At 33.9% G+C, this 23,451-nt stretch carries 25 protein-coding genes and 1 tRNA gene; 17 read left to right on the top strand and 9 right to left on the bottom strand.

All coding sequences use genetic code 11. From position 1 onward, the window contains the following. The first annotated feature begins 46 nt into the window (after positions 1-46). Together BUB91_RS00755 and dusB are read left to right on the top strand one after the other, a co-directional pair. A complete protein-coding gene (locus BUB91_RS00755; protein ID WP_073095820.1) occupies positions 47-2,452 on the top strand; it encodes a TonB-dependent receptor family protein in 2,406 nt (801 codons plus the stop codon). A 135-nt stretch (positions 2,453-2,587) separates the two neighbouring features. Beyond that, positions 2,588-3,592, top strand: a complete 1,005-nt coding sequence (gene dusB / locus BUB91_RS00760; RefSeq protein ID WP_073095822.1) for a tRNA dihydrouridine synthase DusB — start codon at positions 2,588-2,590, stop codon at positions 3,590-3,592. On the opposite strand, the gene BUB91_RS00765 is transcribed toward dusB, so the two are convergent. Both BUB91_RS00765 and rbfA read right to left on the bottom strand, forming a co-directional pair. Beyond that, a complete protein-coding gene (locus BUB91_RS00765; protein WP_073095824.1) occupies positions 3,589-4,791 on the bottom strand; it encodes an ABC transporter permease in 1,203 nt (400 codons plus the stop codon). The genes dusB and BUB91_RS00765 overlap by 4 nt on opposite strands. A 10-nt stretch (positions 4,792-4,801) precedes the next feature. Continuing rightward, the gene (gene rbfA, locus BUB91_RS00770) at positions 4,802-5,194 is read right to left on the bottom strand and encodes a 30S ribosome-binding factor RbfA (RefSeq protein WP_073095826.1); all 393 of its coding nucleotides are present in this window, start codon (positions 5,192-5,194) and stop codon (positions 4,802-4,804) included. A 193-nt stretch (positions 5,195-5,387) separates the two neighbouring features. Between rbfA and mce the strand changes: the two genes are divergently transcribed. Both mce and BUB91_RS00780 read left to right on the top strand, forming a co-directional pair. Beyond that, on the top strand, positions 5,388-5,810 hold the full coding sequence (gene mce, locus BUB91_RS00775; protein ID WP_073095828.1) for a methylmalonyl-CoA epimerase: 423 nt from the start codon (positions 5,388-5,390) through the stop codon (positions 5,808-5,810). Positions 5,811-5,880: 70 nt separating this feature from the next. After that, positions 5,881-5,954: transfer RNA gene (locus BUB91_RS00780), tRNA-Ile, on the top strand. An 80-nt stretch (positions 5,955-6,034) separates the two neighbouring features. Here BUB91_RS00780 and BUB91_RS00785 read toward each other — a convergent pair. Continuing rightward, entirely contained in the window at positions 6,035-6,265 is a 231-nt protein-coding gene (locus BUB91_RS00785; RefSeq protein ID WP_083557794.1) for a helix-turn-helix domain-containing protein, read from the bottom strand. 153 nt (positions 6,266-6,418) lie between these two features. Here BUB91_RS00785 and BUB91_RS00790 point away from each other — a divergent pair, with 153 nt between their 5' ends. The 3 genes from BUB91_RS00790 (at position 6,419) to BUB91_RS00800 (ending at position 8,165) form a co-directional block, all read left to right on the top strand. Continuing rightward, positions 6,419-6,709, top strand: a complete 291-nt coding sequence (locus tag BUB91_RS00790; protein WP_073095830.1) for a hypothetical protein — start codon at positions 6,419-6,421, stop codon at positions 6,707-6,709. Between the two features lie 365 nt (positions 6,710-7,074). After that, a complete protein-coding gene (locus tag BUB91_RS00795) occupies positions 7,075-7,497 on the top strand; it encodes a hypothetical protein (RefSeq protein WP_073095832.1) in 423 nt (140 codons plus the stop codon). Positions 7,498-7,541: 44 nt separating this feature from the next. Then, a complete protein-coding gene (locus BUB91_RS00800; protein WP_128759270.1) occupies positions 7,542-8,165 on the top strand; it encodes a hypothetical protein in 624 nt (207 codons plus the stop codon). A 44-nt stretch (positions 8,166-8,209) separates the two neighbouring features. Here the strand turns inward: BUB91_RS00800 and BUB91_RS00805 are convergent, their stop codons facing one another. From BUB91_RS00805 to BUB91_RS21705, 5 genes are all read right to left on the bottom strand, one after another. Then, positions 8,210-9,130 (bottom strand): hypothetical protein, encoded by a 921-nt coding sequence (locus BUB91_RS00805; RefSeq protein ID WP_073095836.1) that lies wholly within the window; start codon positions 9,128-9,130, stop codon positions 8,210-8,212. Next, complete coding sequence (locus tag BUB91_RS00810; RefSeq protein WP_073095838.1) at positions 9,130-9,333, bottom strand: helix-turn-helix domain-containing protein; 204 nt, start codon at positions 9,331-9,333, stop codon at positions 9,130-9,132. The genes BUB91_RS00805 and BUB91_RS00810 overlap by 1 nt, the downstream gene beginning before the upstream one ends. Before the next feature lie 167 nt (positions 9,334-9,500). Next, positions 9,501-10,451, bottom strand: a complete 951-nt coding sequence (locus tag BUB91_RS00815; protein WP_128759271.1) for a hypothetical protein — start codon at positions 10,449-10,451, stop codon at positions 9,501-9,503. A 4-nt stretch (positions 10,452-10,455) separates the two neighbouring features. Then, a complete protein-coding gene (locus tag BUB91_RS00820; protein ID WP_073095842.1) occupies positions 10,456-11,739 on the bottom strand; it encodes a tyrosine-type recombinase/integrase in 1,284 nt (427 codons plus the stop codon). Between the two features lie 180 nt (positions 11,740-11,919). Next, positions 11,920-12,432, bottom strand: coding sequence for a transposase (locus BUB91_RS21705; RefSeq protein ID WP_241652547.1), 513 nt, complete (start codon positions 12,430-12,432; stop codon positions 11,920-11,922). Positions 12,433-12,900: 468 nt separating this feature from the next. Between BUB91_RS21705 and BUB91_RS00830 the strand changes: the two genes are divergently transcribed. The 5 genes from BUB91_RS00830 (at position 12,901) to BUB91_RS00855 (ending at position 19,164) form a co-directional block, all read left to right on the top strand. Continuing rightward, positions 12,901-13,299: a hypothetical protein gene (locus BUB91_RS00830; protein ID WP_073095844.1), complete on the top strand. Its 399-nt coding sequence runs from the start codon at positions 12,901-12,903 to the stop codon at positions 13,297-13,299. 931 nt (positions 13,300-14,230) lie between these two features. Continuing rightward, positions 14,231-14,977 (top strand): hypothetical protein, encoded by a 747-nt coding sequence (locus tag BUB91_RS00840; protein WP_073095846.1) that lies wholly within the window; start codon positions 14,231-14,233, stop codon positions 14,975-14,977. A 56-nt stretch (positions 14,978-15,033) separates the two neighbouring features. Further along, a complete protein-coding gene (locus tag BUB91_RS00845) occupies positions 15,034-16,062 on the top strand; it encodes a sensor histidine kinase (protein WP_073096370.1) in 1,029 nt (342 codons plus the stop codon). A 2-nt stretch (positions 16,063-16,064) separates the two neighbouring features. Beyond that, the gene (locus BUB91_RS00850) at positions 16,065-16,829 is read left to right on the top strand and encodes a LytR/AlgR family response regulator transcription factor (RefSeq protein WP_217653695.1); all 765 of its coding nucleotides are present in this window, start codon (positions 16,065-16,067) and stop codon (positions 16,827-16,829) included. A 2,113-nt stretch (positions 16,830-18,942) separates the two neighbouring features. Continuing rightward, a complete protein-coding gene (locus BUB91_RS00855) occupies positions 18,943-19,164 on the top strand; it encodes a hypothetical protein (RefSeq protein ID WP_073095850.1) in 222 nt (73 codons plus the stop codon). On the opposite strand, the gene BUB91_RS00860 is transcribed toward BUB91_RS00855, so the two are convergent. Continuing rightward, the gene (locus tag BUB91_RS00860; protein ID WP_073095852.1) at positions 19,151-19,735 is read right to left on the bottom strand and encodes a riboflavin synthase; all 585 of its coding nucleotides are present in this window, start codon (positions 19,733-19,735) and stop codon (positions 19,151-19,153) included. The two genes, BUB91_RS00855 and BUB91_RS00860, sit on opposite strands and share 14 nt — an antisense overlap. 63 nt (positions 19,736-19,798) lie before the next feature. On the opposite strand from BUB91_RS00860, the gene pdxA reads away from it, so the two are divergent. The 5 genes from pdxA to accB all read left to right on the top strand — a co-directional run bounded on the left by pdxA (position 19,799) and on the right by accB (position 23,421). Next, complete coding sequence (gene pdxA, locus BUB91_RS00865; protein ID WP_073095854.1) at positions 19,799-20,869, top strand: 4-hydroxythreonine-4-phosphate dehydrogenase PdxA; 1,071 nt, start codon at positions 19,799-19,801, stop codon at positions 20,867-20,869. 104 nt (positions 20,870-20,973) lie between these two features. After that, positions 20,974-21,528, top strand: a complete 555-nt coding sequence (locus BUB91_RS00870; protein WP_073096373.1) for a YceD family protein — start codon at positions 20,974-20,976, stop codon at positions 21,526-21,528. Between the two features lie 9 nt (positions 21,529-21,537). Further along, on the top strand, positions 21,538-21,738 hold the full coding sequence (gene rpmF, locus BUB91_RS00875; protein ID WP_073095856.1) for a 50S ribosomal protein L32: 201 nt from the start codon (positions 21,538-21,540) through the stop codon (positions 21,736-21,738). A gap of 162 nt (positions 21,739-21,900) precedes the next feature. Then, positions 21,901-22,896: a beta-ketoacyl-ACP synthase III gene (locus BUB91_RS00880; protein WP_073095858.1), complete on the top strand. Its 996-nt coding sequence runs from the start codon at positions 21,901-21,903 to the stop codon at positions 22,894-22,896. A 30-nt stretch (positions 22,897-22,926) separates the two neighbouring features. Then, a complete protein-coding gene (gene accB, locus BUB91_RS00885; RefSeq protein WP_073095860.1) occupies positions 22,927-23,421 on the top strand; it encodes an acetyl-CoA carboxylase biotin carboxyl carrier protein in 495 nt (164 codons plus the stop codon). Positions 23,422-23,451: the final 30 nt, after the last annotated feature.

The following is a 23,451-nucleotide window of genomic DNA, read 5'->3' on the forward strand; positions in this document are numbered from 1 at the left end:
GTTTAATTTTATTTTAACAAAGATTTTACATTAGTTTTGAAAATATATGAAGTATACCATATTATTCTCCATTTTAATTGCGCCCTTTGCCGTTTTTGCTCAATCAAATGAAGTAAAAACTAAGACCATCAATGATAAAAAAAAGGCTGTTGGTTATGCAAATGTTCTGCTACTTAATGCAGCAGATTCAAGTTTTGTAAAGGGTACTATGAGTGATGAAAATGGTAGCGTTATTTTTAATGATGTTACTCAAGGAAGCTATTTATTAAAAGCCAGTTTTGTTGGATACAAAGATTTTTACAGCGAAATTTTTGAAGTTCAAAACGCTGTTGAACTTCCACATTTAATTTTAGCAGAGAATACAGAGTTTTTAGATGCTGTGACGGTTACTGCTAAACGACCTGTAGTGCAGCGGAAAATAGACCGCTATATTTATAATGTTGAAAATACTGTGGTATCATCAGGAACTACTTTTGATATTTTAAAACGCACTCCGGGAGTTATTTTGAGTCAGGGAGAACTTCTGGTAAAAAACAGACCAGCTCAGGTTTACATAAACGATCGAAAGGTTTACTTAACTAGTGATGAATTGCAACAATTGTTAGAAGGTTTTGCTGGAGTCAATGTAAAATCTGTTGAGGTAATTACCACACCTCCTGCAAAATACGATGCGGAAGGAGGAGCAATCTTAAATATTGTTACTTCAAAGAATTTATCAATTGGTTACAAGGGAAGCTTTAACGCTTCAAACACAGTGGGTATTTTGCCTAAATATGCAGTAGGAACCAGCCAATATTATAAAACAGATTGGTTAAATGCATATGCGAGTTATACCTTCAATTCTCGTTTTGACACAAAAACCGATGAAGGTTTTATTCAGTTTTTTAACCCTAACGGAAGCGAAAAAACAACTTGGGATGATTTATTTAAACGTGATACACGTACTTTTTCGCACAGCTTAAATACCATATTAGATTTCACCTTAAGTGAAACAGAATTGTTGAGTTTTAGCGCAAATATTTTACATACACCTAGAGCAAATTCAGATATTAGCGGTAGAACAGAAATTTATAATCCTCAAGGCCAATTAGATTCGCTGTATACTACGCAGAGCAGGTTGGAGAATCAAAATGATAATTTCTTGTTTAATCTGAGTTATGAAAAACAGTTAGGAGATAACGGAGCCAGTTTATCTGCCAACGCTAATTATATTGATTATACTAATGATCAAACCCAAACTGTTGCAACGCGTTATCTTTCACCGCAAGGCAATCTTTTAAACGCGAATGCATTCAGCACCATACCTACTCAAAACTCAAAAATTTATACCGGTCAGTTAGATTATACCGGCAATTTAGGAAGCTGGGGATTTGAAGCCGGCGGAAAGTTTTCTGGGATTAATTCTGAAAGCAGACAGGAGTTTTTCAATACAACAGGCGATGTAAACGAGTCTGATGCGATACTGAATGATAATTTTGATTATACCGAAGCTATTTACGCATCGTATTTCAGCTTTGCTAAAGATTGGAACAAATGGAGTTTTAAAGCCGGTCTGCGCAGTGAATATACAGATGCTAACGGAAACTCCAGAACTCTGGGTGTTGTGAATACTCAACAGTATTTTGAGCTGTTCCCAACTATTTACTTGATAAATACTCCTTCTGATAATCATTCTTTTGGAGTTGAATATAGCCGTAGAATTGACCGTCCACGTTTTCAAAGCTTAAACCCGTACAGGTATTTTTTAAATGAAAATAATTTTCAGGAAGGAGATCCTAATATTCAACCGGCTATTGCTAATAAAATAAAGTTCAACTATACCTATAAAAATAAGTTGAGCTTTGATTTGTATTGGGATCGTATAGATAATGCGATGAGTGTTTTACCATTTCAGGATAACGAGAACCTAACCTTAAGAAGTGTAAATACTAATTTGAATTATGAGCAACAATTTAGTCTTGATCTTACTTATAGTGAGTTTGTGAATAACTGGATGTGGATGAGTGTATATGCTTCTGGTTTTAGAATTGAAAATGAATTCAATAGCCTTGATGAAACTGAAGGAACTGTAGCTAAGAGAGTAAATGGCATGTTCCTACAGACTCAGAATTATATAATTATTAAACCCGATTTAACGGTAACGGTAGCAAATGATTTTTTGAGTAATTTTTTATCGGGATCTTATGAATATAATCGACCGCAATACAGACTTAATATAGATATTCAAAAAAGATTTTTAGATGGAAGATTGATTATAAATCTGGCATCAGAAGATCTTTTTAATACCTATAATATTCCGCTTACTTCCAGATATTCAAATCAAAACAACTCCTTTTTTGCAAAACCAGAATCTCAGAAAATACGCGTAGGCTTACGTTACAAATTCGGGAACTTTAAATTGCGTGACAACAGTAGAGAAACTTCGGCTGAAGAAGAAACGCGTCTTCAATAATGTGCTCTAATTAAGAATATTTTTTCTAAAAATTTCATATATCCTATTTAAAGAAACATTCCTTAATTTTGCGCGATAATCGCGATGCGATTACCTTGAGGTTTTTCTTAAAGGTATTTACTTAAAATTATTGCTTTGGCTAAAATAGGAGATATAGATGTAGGAGACTTCCCGTTGCTTTTAGCACCTATGGAAGATGTGAGTGACCCACCATTTCGTGCGCTTTGTAAAGAGCAGGGAGCAGATGTGGTGTATACGGAGTTTATCTCGAGTGAAGGTTTGATACGCGACGCAGCAAAAAGCGTTATGAAGCTTGATATTTACGAAAAAGAACGTCCTGTGGGTATTCAGATTTTTGGAGCCAATCTGGAGTCTATGCTGCAAAGTGTTGAGATTGTTGAAGCTTCAAAGCCAGATATCATTGATATCAACTTTGGTTGTCCTGTAAAGAAAGTAGTTTCTAAAGGTGCCGGCGCCGGTATTTTAAAAGACATTGATCTAATGGTTTCGTTGACCGAAGCCATGGTAAAACACACCAATCTTCCTATTACGGTTAAAACCCGCTTAGGTTGGGATCACGATTCGATTAAAATTGTGGAGGTTGCTGAAAGACTTCAGGATGTGGGGTGTAAAGCTATTTCCATTCATGGGCGTACCCGCGCACAGATGTATAAAGGAGATGCCGACTGGAAACCGATTGCTGAGGTGAAAAATAACCAACGTATGCATATTCCGGTATTTGGAAACGGAGATGTTGATACTCCAGAACGTGCTGTAACGATGCGCGATGAATATGGTTTAGACGGAGCGATGATAGGTCGTGCAAGCATTGGCTATCCTTGGTTTTTTAGAGAGGTAAAGCATTATTTTAATACCGGTGAGCACTTAGCTCCGCCCACAATGCAAGAGCGCGTAGATGCTGCGCGCAGACATCTTAAAATGTCTATAGACTGGAAAGGTGAGAAACTAGGCGTTTTTGAAACCCGTCGTCATTATACCAATTACTTTAAAGGCATTCCCGGTTTTAAACCGTATCGTATGAAAATGGTAACCAGTGATGCTCCTGAAGATGTTTTTGCTGCTTTTGATGAAGTAGAAGCGCTTTTTGCAGATTACGATTTTGCTCAGCAAACTAGTTAATCTTCTAACAGTTTAGGTCGTATAGTTGAAGAAGCCAAATAGGAGGCTAGAATTCCTAAAATTGAAATTGTAAAGAAGACCGCTAAGAAGTTCACCAGTGTGAATTCCATAGGATAGGGAAGTGTAGGGGTAATCATTTTAAGCTGAAATTGTAATTGAGCTCCCACGATTAAAGCTCCTAAAAAGATGCCTATAAGTCCGCCAAAAACGGTCATCATTGCTCCTTGTAAAAAATATATTTTTTTGATTTCTTTTAAGGAAGCGCCCAGACTGTGCAGGGTTTTAATATTCGCTTTCTTATCAATGATGATCATAATAATACTTCCCACCAGATTGAAAAGCGCGATGATTAATACCAGTGTGAAAATTAAGTAAACCGCGAGATTTTCAGCATTCAACATTTTATAAAGCTTGTCGTTAAGTTGAAAACGCGTTTTTACTTCAACTTGATCTCCAAAAAGTCTTTGAACAGAATCTTTAACCACAAGCGGATCTGCATTCGGCTTAATTTTAAGCTCTAACGCACTGAGGGTAGTGTCATCATAGCGTAATAATTGACGCACATATTCCAGATTTGTAAAGATGTATTTCTGGTCGATTTCTTCATTCACTTGAAAGATATCTGAAACTACCAGTTGCGAAGTGTTAAATGCCTGACTGGGATCTGTAAATTGTCCGGTTCCCGGTTTGGGTACCATCACCCTGAGCAAATCTGTATAATTATTGACGCCTAGAGAAAGAATACGTGAAATGCCAAAACCTATCGCAGCTACCGGTTCTTCGGGCGTAATCCAGTTTCCGTAAAGTAAGGTGCTGTCTATATTATTAACACGCATATAATTTTCATCAACACCTTTGATGTAAGCAATATGATTTTTCCCTCTAAATTCAAGAAAAGCGCGTTCTTCAATGATCTGCGTATAGTCAGCAACACCTTCAATATCCTTGAGGTCTTCCCTTTGTTTCTCAGAAAAAGAAATGGTTTTTCCGCTTGCAGGAATTATTTTTAAATCAGGATCAAAAACTGAAGAAAAAGATAGACTGAAATCTTTCAATCCTGAAAATCCTGACAATACTATAAATAGTGCAGCAGAGCCTGCAATAATACTTATAGCCGAAATCAGAGTAATGATATTTATAGCATTGTTACTGCTTTTTGTAAACAGGTAACGTTTTGCGATAAATACTGAAAACTTCAAAAATGTAGTCTTATGATTTTTTACGACGCGGAAGCAAATCGGGATTTTCAATAGGATCTTCTGTTCCTTTTAAAGACTTGTCAATACCGTCTATATATTCTAGAGAGTCATCAATAAAAAATTGAAGCTCTGGCATACGACGCAACTGGTGTCTGGTACGGTTTGCAATTTCATGTTTAATAAATGGCTTTACCGCTTTAACCTCTTTGAGCATGGCTTCGGCTTGAGTATGTGGAAACACGCTCATATACACTTTAGCCTGAGATAAATCTGTAGTCACGTTTACTTTACTAACAGAAACAATGATGCTTTTAGCGCCGGCTTGCATCAATGCTTTTTGAATGACATCTACCAAGTCGCGTTGCAGAACACCTGCTACCTTTTTTTGTCTGTTTGTTTCCATAGTGCAAAAGTACGTTTTTTCTTATTGCATTTACTTTTGCAATTGTGTCATTTACTCGATAATCGAGATTTAAATGATCTGAGTCCTGATAGCTCGGGGATGTCTCATTTTAAAAATGTATTGTTCAATTTAATGCTTCGTGGGCTTGCCCCAAAGTAGTTTACTATCTTTCTACAGTTTTAATACAGTCGTGATGAAAAAAATTGAACATATAGGGATTGCAGTAAAAAGTCTTAAGGATTCTAATTTGATGTATGAGAAATTGCTGGGAGTAAAACCTTATAAAATAGAAGAAGTAGCCTCTGAAGGAGTAAATACCTCTTTTTTTGAAATGGGAGAAAGTAAAGTAGAATTGCTTGAAGCCATAACAGAAACAAGTGCGATTGCAAAATTTTTAGAAAAGCACGGACCCGGGATACATCATATCGCTTATGCGGTAGATGATATTAAGCAGGAGTTGCAACGACTAAAATCAGAAGGTTTTGAATTGATTAACGAAGAACCTAAGAAAGGAGCAGATAATAAATGGGTTGCTTTCTTGCATCCTAAAAGTACAGCTGGTGTTTTAATTGAATTATGTCAAGAAAGAACCCCTGAAAATGATAAGGAGGAATAAATGTTTGTAGTAAATAAAAAATAATGTTATTTTTGCGCCCGCTTTGATGCTGAAATACGCATTGCAAGCTGGTCCTATAGCTCAGTTGGTTAGAGCACCTGACTCATAATCAGGTGGTCCCTGGTTCGAGCCCAGGTGGGACCACTAAATGAAACCCGTTTTTAGCTTATAATCAGCTATTTACGGGTTTTTTGTTTGTTTTAGGGTGCTTGAAAGGGTGCTTTTTAGATTGGATGTTTCATTAATTCTATTAATTCAACATCTAATGCCTTTGCGATTTTTTGAAGAGTAAGGATAGTAGTATTTATATCTGACCGCTCAATTCTGCCTATTTGGTTCTTAGGTATTTCAGCTTCTATTGCCAGATCGTGTTGCGAATAGTTCTTTTTAAGGCGTAGTTCCTTTATATTTCCTCCAATTGAGTTTAAAAGCTGTATTTCTTCATTCGTAAACACGAATCAAAATTGAGAGTAACTACAATTTTAATCGGACACATATATGTGTTATGTTTATTTTTATATTATAATTACAAAAAAATCTGTCTAAATACGTAAATCTGTAAAATTTAAAGAGTTATAAGTATTAACCTTGTACGTAAACCATATATTATGAAAAAATTGATGTTATTATCTAGTTTTCTACTGTTGTTATCTTCTTGCGGCTCAGTTTCAAGAACCCTAACAGGAAATACTGAAAAGACAATGATTAAAACAGTTTCAGTAGAGCAAGGATGCGAAGTAAAGAATATTAAATTACTAGACAAAGTAAAAACCTGGCAAGGTGCTACATATAGTCTTGACGTCTGTGGTACTAGAATGGTTTATAAGCAAGTAGGATCAGTATTTATGGAATCGGGAGCAGCGGAAAAAATGAAAGAAGACCTACAGAATAAAAACTAATAAATTGTACCTTAAAAGGTATAGTATATAACTAGGCTAAAAGATATATTTATAAAATTCTTTCTTAATAAATTTTTCTCTTTGCTAGTGTGTCCTGTCGAATTCTATTGCTAGATTTCTAGGGGGTAAGAGAAAAAAAGTTAGTACAAATAAACCTTTTTTAACCTGTCCCCTTAGAATGATTCACGAATATTAAAATTTAAGATATGAAATATTTAATGGTAATTATGGCTCTTATGCTATTCTCTTGTAGAAATCAAATGAATGATTGTGTTGAGAATGTTATGAAAAGTAAAGGGGTTTCTAAATCTGTTGCAAAAGAAATGTGCGAGGAAAGTAGGAACGAAGGGCAAATACGGAGATAAATGAAGTTAGTTTTTACAATCCTAATATATTTAATTTCTTATCAGGTACATTCTCAATATGGTACTTTGCGAAAAAGGCAAGCTCCGCAGAAACCACTTAATACAGCTCTTATTTGGGATACAATGCAAAAACTTGAGGATAAGAAGAAAAAGAAAGAGTGTATTGACTTGATAAATTATGTGATTAAAAATTCTAATATAATAGATAAATTTTTTCCTGATAGTTCAACGGCTATATCTAAGTCTTATCTATTAGAATTAGAGGATGTGTACTATGCTTATATTATTTTCACCTCTAGTAATAATGGATATTTATACAATACTAATATTAACTACTGGAATAATTATAAATCAGCAGGAAGATACAGCGCAGGAAAATCCTTCAATGAATATATTTACCCGTATAAAGTTTGTGATTATTAGAATACAACTTTTGTAAGTTGATTAATTCATTTTAAAATTTAAAAATGAGATGTTTATTTTTTTTAATGTTTGTTCTTTCTATGATTTCTTGTAATAACAAGGATAGAGAAAACGAATTACAAAATGAATTGGAAGACCTAAAACAGCAAAACGAAGAATTAAATTCAAGAATCGATGAAGTCGAATATATAAATGGGTCTTCATCTAATAATCGAGAAATAAGTTTGCAGGATAAGGCAAATAAACGATTAGAAATGAATATTAAATCTTTCAGTCTTGATAAGTTAATTGATATAAATTCGACTTCAATTTCTATTGATAATATGCTTTACAGGGTATCTTTTAAATGTGAATACAATAATTCAGTTATAGAATATATACCAAATATTAATGGAATAACTGATTACGATTCAAAATCAGATACGACCTTTTATTTTTCTAAGCTAGATCCTTCTATTAAAGCAAAATATCTGCCTGATGGAATATATTTTTTAGGGAATTGTACTCTACCTGGCTGTTATAAATTTAATAGTAAAATAAGTATTCCAATAATTGAGAATCGATACACTCTAGCAATAGTTGATAGAAGTACTTCTCCTGAGGATGTTAAAAAAATACTTTCAAATTACTATGAGTTAATTACAATAGCAAAGGAATATAATTTTTAAGGATTAAACACTTTGTATAATGTATTATACTGTACATTATCACCCTAAGCGGCTTTTGAATAGCTTAGAGAATAACAATTCATCAGCTCCTTAAATTTAGCTTGTAGTGCTTTTTTAATGAATTCTTTCATTCTACTAGAATTATATTTTTCAATATGAGCATTGCACATTCTTTTAGCTTTGTAAAACTGGTTTGGTTTTAAATCCTTTTGTAACTGATTCCAATAATTTGGATTTGTAAAGTTTTTCAAATGATTGATTTCATCTGTTTTAAGAGCTTTATTTAATTTATCCACATCTATAATCATTAATTTTTCAAAACTAGCTAAAAGCAGCTCAAATAAGGTTTCATGAGTTTCTTCGCGGGATAGATCGGCTAAAGAAAATATATTATTGCGCTCTAAGATTCTAGCCCTAATTATTTTAAGCTCGATACGCAAAATATGGGTGCTCTGTTTGTACTGTTTTGATTTATTATACACCTTAATCGAGTAATCACTTTTTTTAAACTCTTTATAATTTCCTTTACCATTAAAACCCTCTCTAATGTTATGATCTTTAAAGTCAAACATTAAAAGTGCATCTTCTATAAGGATTTTAGGATCATAAGGTACTTCAATATTTAAACCGAATTCGAGATTTGTAATTTTAGTTTTATCTGGTATTATGTAAAGGTCATCACATAAAATCTGTAGATATTCTTTACAGTCGCAAAATGAAAAATCATTATAATTTTGATTTCCTAACCCTTGATATAGATTTCCAAATTTTTGAAGGCTCCCTTTTAAATAAGAAGCATTTTTCGTGATATTGGCCTCCATATTATAATACTTACCATTTTTAGGAAACTCTAAAATTTCGCCTGTTTCATAATCAAACCTAGAGGTTAATTTAATTGTTTTCTTAGTTTCTGTTCTAAAGTCAAAAGCTTCTTTGTCTAGCATTCTAAATTTTATCAAATCCATTACGCAGCAGTTTTATAGTTAGACAATTCAATTTGTTTAAGAAGCTCACTATATAGGTAAAGAGGCTTTCTACCTATTTTGTGAGTTGGAACAACAATTTTACTTTTCTTTAAATTGTGAAGTGTTACTAAAGATACTCCTAGCATTTTTGCTACTTCCTGTCTGCTTAGGAACAGGGGGATTTGATTTTCTACATTTACCATTTTTATATTTTTTTAAAATTATAACCGCAATGTAGAATGAGATTGAGGGAGGTAAAGAAGAGTAATTCAGGTATATAAATGTTTATAAAAATGTCCTGATTTTCTATGAAAGAACTTTGTATATCTGGGATAATGCGAATTTCATAAATGGAATAAAAAGGGAGTTTTTAGGGAGTAGTTTTAAATAAAGTAATCAATCCATCTATTTCAGCCTGTAATTTCAGCCTATTTTCTCCTGAATTAATTTTTGAAACCAGTCTAGAAACGTCATCTAAAGATTTTTCTGAACCATTATATGTAACGCGGTCACTCCACCAAGTATAATAAGTTTTAGTAACTGCTTTAATTTCTGGTATAAAGTAATTTTGTAATTCCCTAATTAGATAAGCATAGTCTGCTAAATTATATCCATTTAAATTGACTTTGCGGAATGAACCTTTATAATTTGGATTGAAAATTAGTAAAAAATCAAATTCATTAATATTTTCATCAAATAAGTACTCATTAAGCCATTGATAAAGGCTTTTCACATAGAAAAGATTGTCACCAAATGGACTGTAAGGAACTGCTTTTGCTAGCTCATATCGCAATGCCTGGTAATGATCATTGAAAAATTTAAGCCTTTTATTTGTAAGAATATTGAAATCACTTATACAGTCTTTAAATAGATTAAATGATTCTTTATAAAATTCTTTGTTAGAAAAGGCATCAATAAATGCGAGTGAATTATATTCGAGTGCTTTCAACTTGATTTTTCCTTTTGCTTTGTGAAGTCCTTTTTCGGCAATTAAATAGTCAAAGTCTTTCAAATCCTCTATTTGTTGAAGAATGCCTGCGTATTTAAGTTGTACGGACTGAATTTTTACCCTCAATTTCAGGATAAGATCACTTATTTCACCTTCATACTCAAACGAATTTGAAGGGTATTCAACCTTCAAACCTAGATCACTTCTAATCTCTAAATGCTTTCTTATCATAGCTTCATCAACCCCTTTCGAAGATTGTTGAACATTAAAATTCTCATATAGAAATTTATTGATACTATCTATTGAGCTTGGTATATCACTAAGCAATAAACTTAAATTGTCTAGATACCTATTTAAAGTTTCCTGTAGCAAATAATTAAATATTAAAATACTTTCCTGTTTCTACAATATGAGACGCTCTTTCTTGATCTTTAATCTTAATGTAATTGAAAAATTCCTTTTCACTTTTATGACCCGAAAAATAACGAATATCTATCGTTGGCATACCTTTTTTATATAGATTAGTACAAAAACTTCTTCTGGCAGTATGAGAACTAATCAGTTTATGTTTTTCTATACTTTCGGTAGTTTTCTTACCTCCTTTAGTTTTTATGATTTTAACTTTATTCTTTAAACCAATCTTTCTACATATTTTTTTAATATCATCATTCAAATCCTGTTCGTAAATCTTTGGGGGTGGTTGGTTATTATATCTTTGCATTATTTCTCTAATTTCAGTAGTTATAGGTACTGAAACTTCATTTCCAGTTTTTTGCTGAAATATCTGAAAATATTCTTTTCCATTTATAGTAGAAATATCATTAAGATTTAGACCATTATAATCACTTATTCTTTGACCTGTATAACACCCTATTAAAAATACGTCCCTTGTAACCTCCCAACGTTTATCGAATGATAAATCTGTTTTATGCAGTTTTTCGATTTCATTTTCATCTAAATAAACAGATATAGAGTCTTCTTTCGGAACCTCATATTTTGTAAACTTAATATTAGTGTGGTATTCTTCCTCAAGCCCAAATCTAAGAAAGGCTTTAAGGTTTTTTATATGCTTTCCTATAGTATTGAGAGCATAACCTTCTTCCTCTAGGTGGGTAATGAACTGACTGTAAAATTCTTTATCAAAAGAATCAAATGTTATTTGTCTTTTTTTGTCATATTTTTTTATAACGTTAATAGTTTGCTTGTGCTGCTTTGCTGTATTTTTTGATTCTTTGGCACTTCGTATTTTCTCAAATTTTTCTAATGAATCGTAAAAGGTTATTTTCTTTTCATCACTAATTACAATTTTCCCCGTTTTTAGATCTAAAAACTGTTTCAACCCTTCTTTACTAATTGGCAATCCTTCGGCAAGCAATCTTGAGTATTCTTTTTTTAAGTCATTTTCAAGATTAGAAAGGTGTTCATTTATTTTATCAGCATCTAAAAGACCCGCTTTACCTTCTTTAATGCGCTGTCTTCCTTCATTCCAATCTACCCAACAACTTTTAAATCCAGTTGAGTATTTAAATTTTTTTCCTCCTCCATATGAAAAATTGAGATATATGAGACTTTGTTTAGTTGGTTTTATTTTTAAGTTTTTAATTGCATCCTTAAACATAAACCTTACAACCCCTCTAGTTCTATTTATTGTCTTTGCCATTTTTAAATACTTTATACAAATATCGTAAAATACATTATAGGGTGCTTGAAAGGGTGCTTAAAATGATTAATGAATATTAACTTTATTGAATTTCAATTACACTTTAAATCTCCTATATGCCAGTTATAAAGGTATTTATGAGTAATTAAAATAAATCACAATTAATCAGAGTTAAGTAAATTATGGTTCAGGTGGGACCACACTAGTAAAGACAAGCCTTACGAGAGATCGTAAGGCTTTTTTGTTTTGGGGTAAGTCCAAAATCTGATCCGCTTTTTTCTGTCCTCTTAGATTTCCTTTAGCATATGCCATACATAATTTAATCAATCGATATAAGAAGTATTCGGTATTCCTCACTCCTCTGAATTGTGATCTAAAAGCCTTTACTTTGGCATTAAAGGATTCTGCTGAAGCGTTTGTAACGATCCCTCTTACAATTGAACCGGGCTGTACAGGAAATGCATACTTAACTCCGTAAACAAGAAACTCAAAAGTATTCATTCTACTTACCGACTTGTTATGCTTACTGTATAACTGGGCATAATCTAAACGTGATAAAGATCTACTCACTTCAGACTGGGCAATATATAATTGCTCCGAAAGCTGAGTTTGCATAAGCGGATTATCTTGATTAGCTATTAATTTTAGAAGCATAGCTATATCAATTGCAGTAAGTTCTGTTGTTTTTTGCATAATAATATCCTGTATCCGGATATTAGATATTACTTAAATATTAACTGTAACGAAAACTATAATTATTGATTTTGATTACTACTTAACTCTCGATAATTTAGGAGTTAAATAAAGCATTTATGATAGCGCAATTCACTCGTAAAAAGTTTTACATAGATTAAGTATTGTGGTGAATGCTGATAAAATAGTTGTATTAGAAAAAGGGATTGAGTTCGCTTAACCCTGCTTAGTTGAGAATTCTGTTTGTCTTTCTAGATTAGAATAATTTCAGTTTTATCGGGAACGATTTTTAAAGATTTCTTTAAAAATCCTCCCAAATATTTGATGATTGTAATGAAACAAGCCCCATCAAATTTAAAGTTTTTGAAAAATCTGCTTTAATACATACATCTTTGTTTTTCAGTATATTAATCATTAATTTTGATAAATTATTGTTTTCATTTTTCGCCTTCTCAAATTTTAAACAATATGCACCTACATTATTCTGGAAAACAGAGCTTCACAAATAAAGCTGTCAATAAAGCAAATCGAATTTTAGTCAGTTCCTTTTATCAAAAAGAAATTGAGAACAAAATTGATTTTATTGATACAGCTACGTTGATTGCTCAATTAAAATCAAATAACCCCGAAACTATCGAAGTAGTCAGCTCTTGGGGTCCTTTCAAATTAAAAAAGGAGGATTCAATCCTTCAGACAACTAAAATTTCAATAAACCGAAGTCATATAAAAAATTCTAGATATCTGTTAGTTGTTAAATTGTTAACGGATTATACCTGTATACAACTAGGTCTGCTAGATACAGCTCAAGAAGAGAAAAGACGACAAGTAGGTTTGATAATTGAAAAGCTTGTTAAATCTTATATCTAAATTTTACGCCGTTTTTCTCTATCCCGCAAAAGGCTTCATTGCGGTAAAAGCGGTTCATTCCAAAATCTTGAACCCAATCCCAGAAAAAGGGATTGAGTTCGCTTAACCCTTCTTAGTTGAGAATTCTATTTGTCTTTCTAGATTAGAATAATTTCAGTATAAACAGAGCGAATGATTATCCTAATCTTAAATTTTGTAGCTATGAGTCCTAAATTTTCTAGAATCAATTTTCATATAGAAACAGTGGAGCGTTTTAAAAAGTAGGCCATAGCAAATTATACAGAAACTTTAGAATGCCATTTTAGACTTTTTTGAGAAGTATTCGATCAATTCTTTTGTACCTTTTGATGATTCCGTTCACAGTTTACACCTCTTAATTGATAAGCGAATGGATGCTGTTGAGGCTATCTAACGAAGAATTGAAGCCGAGCAATTGAAGTCAATCAAAGAGCATTGGAAAGCTTATTTCGTCCTCAAAAAAGTGATGAACCCTTGCTTGTGGAGCGGATAAATTTTAAGAAAGAGTAGCTAGCTTTTTAAGATTTGGAAGGCAATGATTTTTGATTCAAAACCTTACCGAAATAGAATTAATTCAATCTGGAAGGGCTCTTTTTTTCCTTTTCATCAGCATTAAATGTTTTCGATTGTACATTTTAAGGCTAAATCACGTCCGTTGTATATGCCCGTTAAATTTAGTGCCTATCGTTGCCAGCATCTGAAAGTTAAACAAGCACCTTTAATACAAAATAAACTTATTGGATAACTCGGTGGATAATCACTCCAAAATAGCCCCTTATTTAAAAACCCAGTTAAACTCAAACATTAAATTCCTTAACTCATCAGTTTTTTTCCTTGGCTCATTGTTTTCTTATTTCACAAAAAGTGCACTTGAAATAGGTTTGCTTCATCAACAAAATAAATATTAAAAACCATGAAAAGAGAACTAGTTTTTTTAAGAGCTTTTGCTGTAACGATTGTAGTCGGAATGATTTTAATAACCACTTCAGGTTTCAAAAAAAATGAAAATCAAAAATTCAGTGAAATTGATGTCGAAAGAATCAATATTGTGGAAGCAGACGGAACCGTAAAAATGATTATTACAAACTTTGAGCGCTTTCCTAACGGAACCGATAAAATCAATGCGAGACCTACAAATGAGGAGCGGAAAAAGCGTTCAGGGATGTTATTTTTCAATGAAGATGGAATAGAATGTGGTGGATTTATTTATGATGGACAAAAAAATGAAAACGGACATAGCTCCGGATTATCATTAACCTATGACCAATATGACGGTGATCAGGTGATGCAACTACTCACCCAGGATTATCAAAAAGGAGGCGATAGGTTTGTGAGTAGCAGTCTGGCCTTTAACGATCGCCCAAGTAAAGAATCTCAAATCAAAACAGCAGAGATTATGAAGGAGTTGCAAGAGCTTCGTATGAAAGATCCCAAGGCTATGCGGCTAAAGCAAAAAGAATACGAAAATCAGGGTTTGATAGGGGGTGTTCCTCGTATAATGCTAGGAAAAACACGAAGTCAGAATAACGGCTTATTCCTTTTTGATGATAAAGGTCTGCCAAAGGCGATGTTTTATGTAGACAAAGAAAACAATGCTAAACTTGATTTCTATGACGAGCAAGGAAACACGATTGCGTCATTCCCGGAAAACAAAAAATAATAAATCTATTAAAATAGCATTATAGAGATATAATGCTATTTTTAATTTTTGACGCAATGAAAAAACTGCTACATACTCTATATGTGAACCGGTATTTTTTACTGTTCATTTTACTGTTTGCATATTTTCAATCTATTTATATCCGTATAGTAGTAAGAGGAGGTGTTAATGCCTATGTTTTTACGCCAGATGCTGCATTTGCTGCGCTCATTTCAGTAAGTATCCTTTTTTTAATTATGCTCTTTTTTATCAGAAAATGGAATACGTCTATTGTTTTTGGAGTACAAGAAATGATAAAAATATTCAGTGCTTCGCTCGTTACTTTTTTAATTGTTACGCATTTAATCGGGTTCGTGATAGCCTTTTTTTTTGATACTATTGAACGAAATTTTAATCAACAAACGCTTATTTTGTCTACGTTTTCTATTTTTTTAGACGGTATAATTTACGGTAGCTTTTTTCTGGTATATTACTATTTCCAACAAAATAGTAAAAAACAGAAGCAACTAATTAGTTACAACCAGACAATTTCAGAAAGTAAAATCAATCAGCTTAAAACACAACTCAACCCCCATTTTCTATTTAATAATCTGAATGTATTGGATCAATTGATTGAGGAAGATAAAGACAAAGCATCTGATTTTTTGAATGAATTTGCAGACATTTATAGATATGTTTTACAAGCCTCAGAACAAAAATTTATTAGTCTCAAGGAAGAATTAATTTTTGCCGAAAATTACTTTAGATTAATAAAACACAAGTATGGAAACGCATACCAATTGAATATTGAAAATCAAAATAGTGACGGGTACATCGTACCGCTTACCTTACAATTACTAATTGAAAATGCCGTTCAGCATAATTTGGGAACGGTAAAAGAACCTATTTATATTCAAATTAATATCGATAGGAACATTAATGTAATCAACAACTACATACCTAAACGAAATGCAAAATTGACTTCTGGTAGAGCCTTGAACAACCTAAAGGAGCAATATAAATTACTAACAAAGACTCCGATTAAAATTGAGAAAGCTAACAGTATATTTTCTGTAAACCTTCCTATAATTAAAATCTTAAACTAGTGGTGAAAGTACTAATAATAGAAGACGAAATTCCAGCCAGAAAGAAACTGAAACGATTTTTAAAGGATTTAGACACAAAAACTGAAGTTGTAGCAGAGCTTGATACCGTAGCAAGAGCAGTTGACGTTCTTAATACTACTAACGTAGATCTTATTTTTTCGGATATTGAATTGTTAGATGGTAATGCTTTTGAAGTCTACAAACAGGTTCGAGTTTTTTGTCCAATTATTTTCACCACAGCCTATGATCAGTTTTTGATGAATGCTTTTGAAACTAACGGAATAGCCTATTTATTAAAGCCATTTTCCAGAGATCGTTTTCAAGCCGCCTGGGATAAATTTTTACTATTAAAAAAGTCAGCTTCCGAAGAAAATCAACAACTGAATATACTGACAAACCTTATCCACCAAACTTTTACAAAAAAGGCATATAAAGAACAGTTTACAATTCATAAACAACAGGGGATTTATTTTTTAAAAACAGAAAACATCAGCTTCTTTGAAGCTAATGAGGGCGTTATTTTTGCATTTGATATAACTGGAAAAAAGCATTTATTAAGCGAATCTTCTTTAAAAAGTATAGAACAGAATCTTAGTTCTGAAGATTTTTTCAGAATCAACCGTAGTGTACTGTTAAATAAACAAAACGTAGAGAAAATAGAACGCTACACAAAAAACACTTTAGCAATAATAGTTAAAGGTTTAAATAACCATCTTAAAACTAGCCAAAGTAATACAGCCTCTTTTAGAGAGTGGATTGAAAAATAGAAAAAATTTTACAACAAAAAATAACCTTTGATCAAGGCTGAAGTTCTAAGAAATATCAACAACACAATCTAAATCATCACAATCCGTTCATTATAGTCATCCAATACCGTACTAAGCAATGACTTTAAATAAATCTGTGTAGTATTCAAACTGGTGTGCCCTAACAGCTCTGATATCGCTTGTGTAGCAAAGCTGTGTCGGGCTACATATGCCGTGAGTGTCTGTTGAATCTGGCATTTTTTACCGATTCACCTTGCTTCCGCTAGTCTTTGACTAATGAAGCATAAGTAAGCACAAGCATAAAAGCTCCTGATGTTTTAGAGACTTATTCTCAAATAAGTTGAATTAATCTTTGCCATTAGCCGGTCCAATATTTTAAGTAGAAAATTAGAACAACATTCAATTGTTACAAAATTTTGACAACTGCAGGGCGGTAAAAATTGTCTTTCAAAATTTTAAAACCTGAAGACCTATTAGGCAACAAGTCAAACTCTAAACATCTGATTAACAAAACCCTTTATACATCTATTTTACACCTCAATCTCCGCCAGATCCTGTAAACAAAAGCTACTTCCTGCACCGAGAACATTAGGAGCTGCCTTGAGAAGGAAGCATTTTGTCCAGTTTTGGAGCTATAAATCAATCAGGTTTCATCTGTTAATAAATTCTTAAATTCTAGCATTTCAAAACCCGTTTTCATACACTCTTCATACACTATCCTAGGGGATGCCTAGGGGTTGACTGGGAGTTGCCCTTCCTGGGGGCTGAATTTGCCTTGAATACCGGTTCAAAATACAAAAAAGTCACTTCGAATGGTTGAAGCATAGCGTTAGCTTAAGAATATATATTCAGGAGCATGTTGACCCCTCTGTGAATTTATTCCGGGTACTTCTTGCTATACTTAAGAAAAAGAAAATCAAAGAATAAAATTTTCAGTTCTAATTTTAAATCCGGCCTACTTTTTACATCTGTAGCAAAACAAGCAAATACCGCAGCGGTGGGAGCGGAGGATGGAATAGCGCAGCGGTTTGCCATCCGCAGGATAAGGGATTTGTGTAGTTTTCAAAGATGTAAAAATAAGCCTTGATCTTTTGGTTTCCAGCCGCATCAACTCGCTCAAAGACATGCTTTGCCGTATCAATACAAAAGAACAGGAACACGAATAGAAGTAATAGGTTCTATAGTGTCTTCCTTACTTTTCTTTACTCGCGTGATTATTATTTCACGGGAGCTCGTGAACCTCGTGTCCTCGGTTTGCATCGAGAAGTCTTTTTAGTTAACCTCGGTTATCTCAATCCCCCGGATACAACAGGCTAAATGCAAGGATACTGCCTTGTGCTCCTTTGTTCCCTCCAACGTGAACCCAGATCCGCCCACAAAAAGTGTGGCAACCTGTGGGTGCAGTGTGGACTCAGTGTGGACTTACTGTGGACTCATTTGGCTTTATCGGGGAAGCTGTGGATATCTGAACCGCTATCAAATCATCACGATGCGTTCCTTAATAAGCGTCTCAATTCGTACTGGAGGCGATTTTAAATAAACCTGATTGATATACAGGCTGGTATGCCCTAACAGCTCTGATAGGGTCTGTTGAATCTGGTACTTTTCGTCAATTTTACGTAGACTTAAGTTGTAGCCGCGGCGGGCGCGGTGCAGGTCTTTATAAATTAAGCTGTTGTAAACGGAATTTTCAGGTCTCCTTAAAATTTTCACAATCAGGTGATTCCTAGTTCGAGCCCCGGTTTGACCACAAGAGAAGCCTTACGAGAGATTGTAATGCTTTTTTTTGGCACCGTCAAAGGGTTTAATATTCCGTCCCGATAGCTCGGGATGCCTCGAAATTTAAAATTTGTTTCTAACGAATGCCTTGCGGGTCTGCTGTTGTCAGATACAGACAGGCTTGCCCCGAGCTAGTTTACTGTTTTTTATGAAAATAAAAAAATCGCTACAGCTGATTTCTACGTAGATAAGTTAATTAAGTATACTTACTCGGTTAAGTAAGTAAAGAATTAGTTCTTTTAATTGCTCTATCGATAAAGAACATTGTTATGTAGTTAAAAACCTGCATATTTTCTTAATTTTGTATATTCTTTAAAATGAAGACCCTACTTCTATGAACGTTAAACTATATACTAAATATGTAGTTGCCTTAGCTTTTGCAATAGGGTTTGTAGGTATGGGGTATTCTAAAGGAGCTCCACCTCCACCTATTCCTCCACCAGTAGGTGCACAAGTTCCAATAGATGATTATATCCCTTCTTTGTTTTTTATAGCTTTTATTGCCGGTATTTATTTTTACAGTAGGCTTGATAAGAAACAAGCTACAAACGCATAAGACGTTTTACATACTTTCCGATAACATCGAATTCTAAATTTACAGGTGTACCTGTTTTAAATAAGTTAAATGTAGTATGCTCGTAAGTATAAGGAATGATAGCAACGCTAAAACTGTTTTTCTGAGAATTGACAACCGTCAGACTTACTCCATTTATGGTTATTGATCCTTTTTCTATTGTAACATTGTTTAAAGAGGAATCATATTCAAAGGTGAAAATCCAGCTTCCGTCTTTTTGTTCTATGTTGATGCAGCTTGCGGTTTGATCTACATGTCCTTGTACGATATGCCCGTCAAGTCGGGTGCCTAATATCATTGCTCGTTCAAGATTTACAGAATGATTTACTTGTAATGTATTTAGGTTTGTCTTTTGAAGCGTTTCTTCGATCGCGGTAACCGTATATTCATTTTCTTTTATAGAAACCACGGTAAGACAAACGCCATTATGCGCAAGGCTTTGGTCTATTTTAAGCTCAGGAGTTAGCTTGCTAGCTACGGTGATGTGTAAATTAGAGCCTTCGGTTTGTAAATTTTTAACGATACCTAAATCTTCAATAATACCTGTAAACATGTTTGCGTTTTAATTGAGTACTTTTACATTTCAATTTACAAAAGAAAGCCAAAGCGGTCTAGCATGAAAGGACAAAGCATAAAATTAGGAATTAGCATAGGAGATTTAAACGGAATAGGGGGCGAGGTCATTTTAAAGACTCTTGAAGACTTGAGAATGCTTGATTTTTGTACTCCGGTAATTTTCGCCTCTGCGAAAACCATAAGTTTTCTTTTAAAGCATTTCAACCTTGATATGAATTTTCAAGGGGTGAAGAGTGCTGACAAAGCCATCCACGGAAAGATTAATGTGGTTAATATCTGGAATGATAATCCGCATATACAATTTGGGGAAGAGACTGCTGAAGGAGGAAGTTTTGCTATTCAATCTTTGAGGGCTGCTGTTGATGCTTTGAAGAAAGAGGAGGTAGACGTTCTGATCACAGCACCTATTAATAAAGCTAATATTCAGGCTGATGACTTTAAATTCCCGGGACATACAGATTTTCTGAATCAGGAATTAGAAGGAAATAGCTTGATGTTTATGGTTTCCGAAAAGTTGAAAGTTGGTCTTTTAACCGATCATGTTCCGGTAAAAAATGTTTCAGATAAGATTACTGCAGAACTAATTACGCAAAAGTTTCAGACTATTCACCATTCTTTAGTTCAGGATTTTGGGATACGTAAACCCAAAATTGCTTTTTTAGGCATAAATCCGCACGTAGGTGATCATGGTGTAATTGGGAAGGAAGATGATGAAGTTTTGATTCCTGCATTAGCGCGTTTACGTGATAAAGGACATTTAAGTTATGGTCCTTATGCTGCAGATAGCTTTTTTGGCAGCGGAAACTACAAAAACTTTGATGCGATTATTGCTGCTTACCACGATCAAGGCTTAATTCCATTTAAAACCTTGGCATTTGGTAAGGGCGTGAATTATACAGCCGGATTGAACAAAGTACGTACTTCGCCAGATCACGGTACTGCATTTGAGATTGCAGGAAAAGGCATAGCAGATATAAATTCTTTTAAAGAAGCCGTGTTTGTAGCCTTAGATATTTATAATAAGCGTTGTGAGTATGGAGAATTAACCGAAAATGTCCTGCAAAAACAGCCCCGAAAAAAGCAATATTCGGGACGCTCACGTGGAAAATAAAGATATTTAAAAAATTTATCCACACTTAATTAACAGCTTAATAAAAATTTATATCTTTGCACCCGCCTTTTGCGGAAGAGAGGATTATAGGAAAGAGAAAGGTAATGAAGCATTTGAAAACGTATACCATTCAATTTGTTGGTTTAAAACAAGGGGAACACGATTTTCAATTCAATATTGATAATACGTTCTTTGAGCATTTTGAATATGATGATTTTAATTCTATAGCTATAGAATTAGACATCAAACTCATTAAAAAATCCACCTTGTTGGAATTTTATTTTGACGCTAAGGGTCTTGTAAACGTTAATTGTGACCTCACAAATGAACCTTACGATCAGCCCCTTGAAGCTACTTATAAATTGGTAGTAAAGTTTGGGCAGGAATATAATGATGAGATAGATGATATTTTGATTATTCCTCATGGGGAATATGAAGTGAACATCGCTCAATATATATATGAGTTGATAGTTTTAGCTATGCCGGCAAAGCGGGTTCATCCCGGTGTTGAAGATGGTACGCTAGAATCAGACATACTCGATAAGCTTGAAGAGTTGCGTATAAAGAATAATGAGGCAGAATCAGACGAGGAGCCTCAAAAAAAGGAGATTGACCCGCGTTGGGAAAAACTAAAAGATTTTTTAACAGATAATAAATAATAAACGGTAATGGCACATCCTAAAAGAAAAATCTCGAAAACCAGAAGAGATAAGAGAAGAACACATTACAAAGCTGCAATGCCAAAAATTGGTGTTGACGCCACTACTGGTGAAGCTCACCTTTACCACCGTGCTCACTGGCATGAGGGTAAACTCTATTACAGAGGGCAGATTGTAATTGATGCTACAGCAAACGAAGAGGTTGCTTAATAAAGACTTATAGATTAGTGAAACTCCCATAGAAATGGGAGTTTTTTTTATTTTTTGGAATGAGCAAAAAAAGTTAATTATAGGCTTTGTTTGCGCTATTTTTAGTACTTTTCCTTCCATTTTTAAGCGAAAAACCCTGTTTTTCGCAGAAACCAGATTTATATGAGTAAAATCACTGCAGCCATAACTGCTGTTGGCGCTTATGTGCCAGAATATGTGCTTACCAATGAAATTTTGGAAACAATGGTCGAGACCAACGATGAGTGGATCACGACCAGAACAGGAATTAAAGAACGCAGAATTCTAAAAGATCCTGATAAAGGAACTTCTTATTTAGGAATTAAAGCTGCTGAAGATTTAATCAACAAAAGCGGTGTCGACCCTTCAGAAATCGACATGGTCATTATGGCCACCGCAACTCCAGACCTACTTGTAGCATCTACAGCATCTTATGTAGCTACAAAAATAGGAGCGACTAATGCATTTTCTTACGATTTACAAGCTGCTTGTTCAAGCTTTTTATACGGGATGTCTACTGCTTCGGCCTATATAGCATCCGGAAAATATAAAAAAGTATTGCTTATAGGAGCAGATAAAATGTCTTCTATAATAGATTATACAGATCGTGCCACATGTATCATTTTTGGTGATGGGGGTGGTGCTGCACTTTTTGAACCTAATGAAGAAGGTTTAGGATTGCAGGATGAGTATTTGAGATCAGACGGTGTAGGTAGAGATTTTCTAAGAATAGAAGGTGGGGGCTCATTAATGCCACCTACTGCAGAAACTGTAGCAAATAAGAAACACTTTGTATATCAAGACGGTAAAACAGTTTTTAAATTTGCCGTTTCTAATATGGCAGATGTAAGTGAACGCATTATGCAACGCAATAATTTGTCTCATGATGACGTTAGCTGGCTTGTAGCACATCAAGCTAATAAACGTATTATAGATGCGACTGCTAGACGTATGCAACTTGACGACAGTAAGGTGCTTATGAATATTCAGCGGTACGGAAATACTACATCTGCGACATTACCCTTATTATTGAATGATTTTGAAAAACGATTCAAAAAAGGAGATAACCTAATATTTGCCGCTTTTGGAGGCGGATTTACTTGGGGGTCCATCTACCTAAAGTGGGCCTACAACGCTTAATTTTTTATAATCTAACTAACGTTATTAATTATGGATTTAAAAGAAATTCAGAATCTTATCAAGTTTGTTGCTAAATCTGGCGCAAGCGAGGTAAAACTTGAGATGGATGATGTAAAAATCACTATTAAAACTGGAGAAGAAAGCAAAGGTGAGACTACGATTCTTCAGCAAGTTCCTATGATGGGTTCTGCAATGCAACAGCCGGCTGTACCAGCAGCTCAACCTGTAGCAGCACCTCAGGCCCCTGCTCAGGCAGAAACACCTAAGGCAGATGAAAGCGACAAATATATTACTGTAAAGTCGCCAATCATAGGTACTTTCTACCGAAAGCCTGCTCCAGACAAACCTACATTTGTTGAGGTTGGAGCAAGTATTAAAGAAGGAGACGTACTTTGTGTAATTGAAGCAATGAAATTATTCAACGAGATCGAAAGTGAAGTTAGCGGTAAAATCGTTAAGGTTCTTGTTGACGATTCTTCTCCGGTTGAATTTGATCAGCCATTATTTTTGGTAGATCCTTCGTAACTTTAGGTAAAAGAAGTTCTTAAGACTATC

The organism is Leeuwenhoekiella marinoflava DSM 3653 (assembly GCF_900129005.1).
Classification (GTDB): domain Bacteria; phylum Bacteroidota; class Bacteroidia; order Flavobacteriales; family Flavobacteriaceae; genus Leeuwenhoekiella; species Leeuwenhoekiella marinoflava.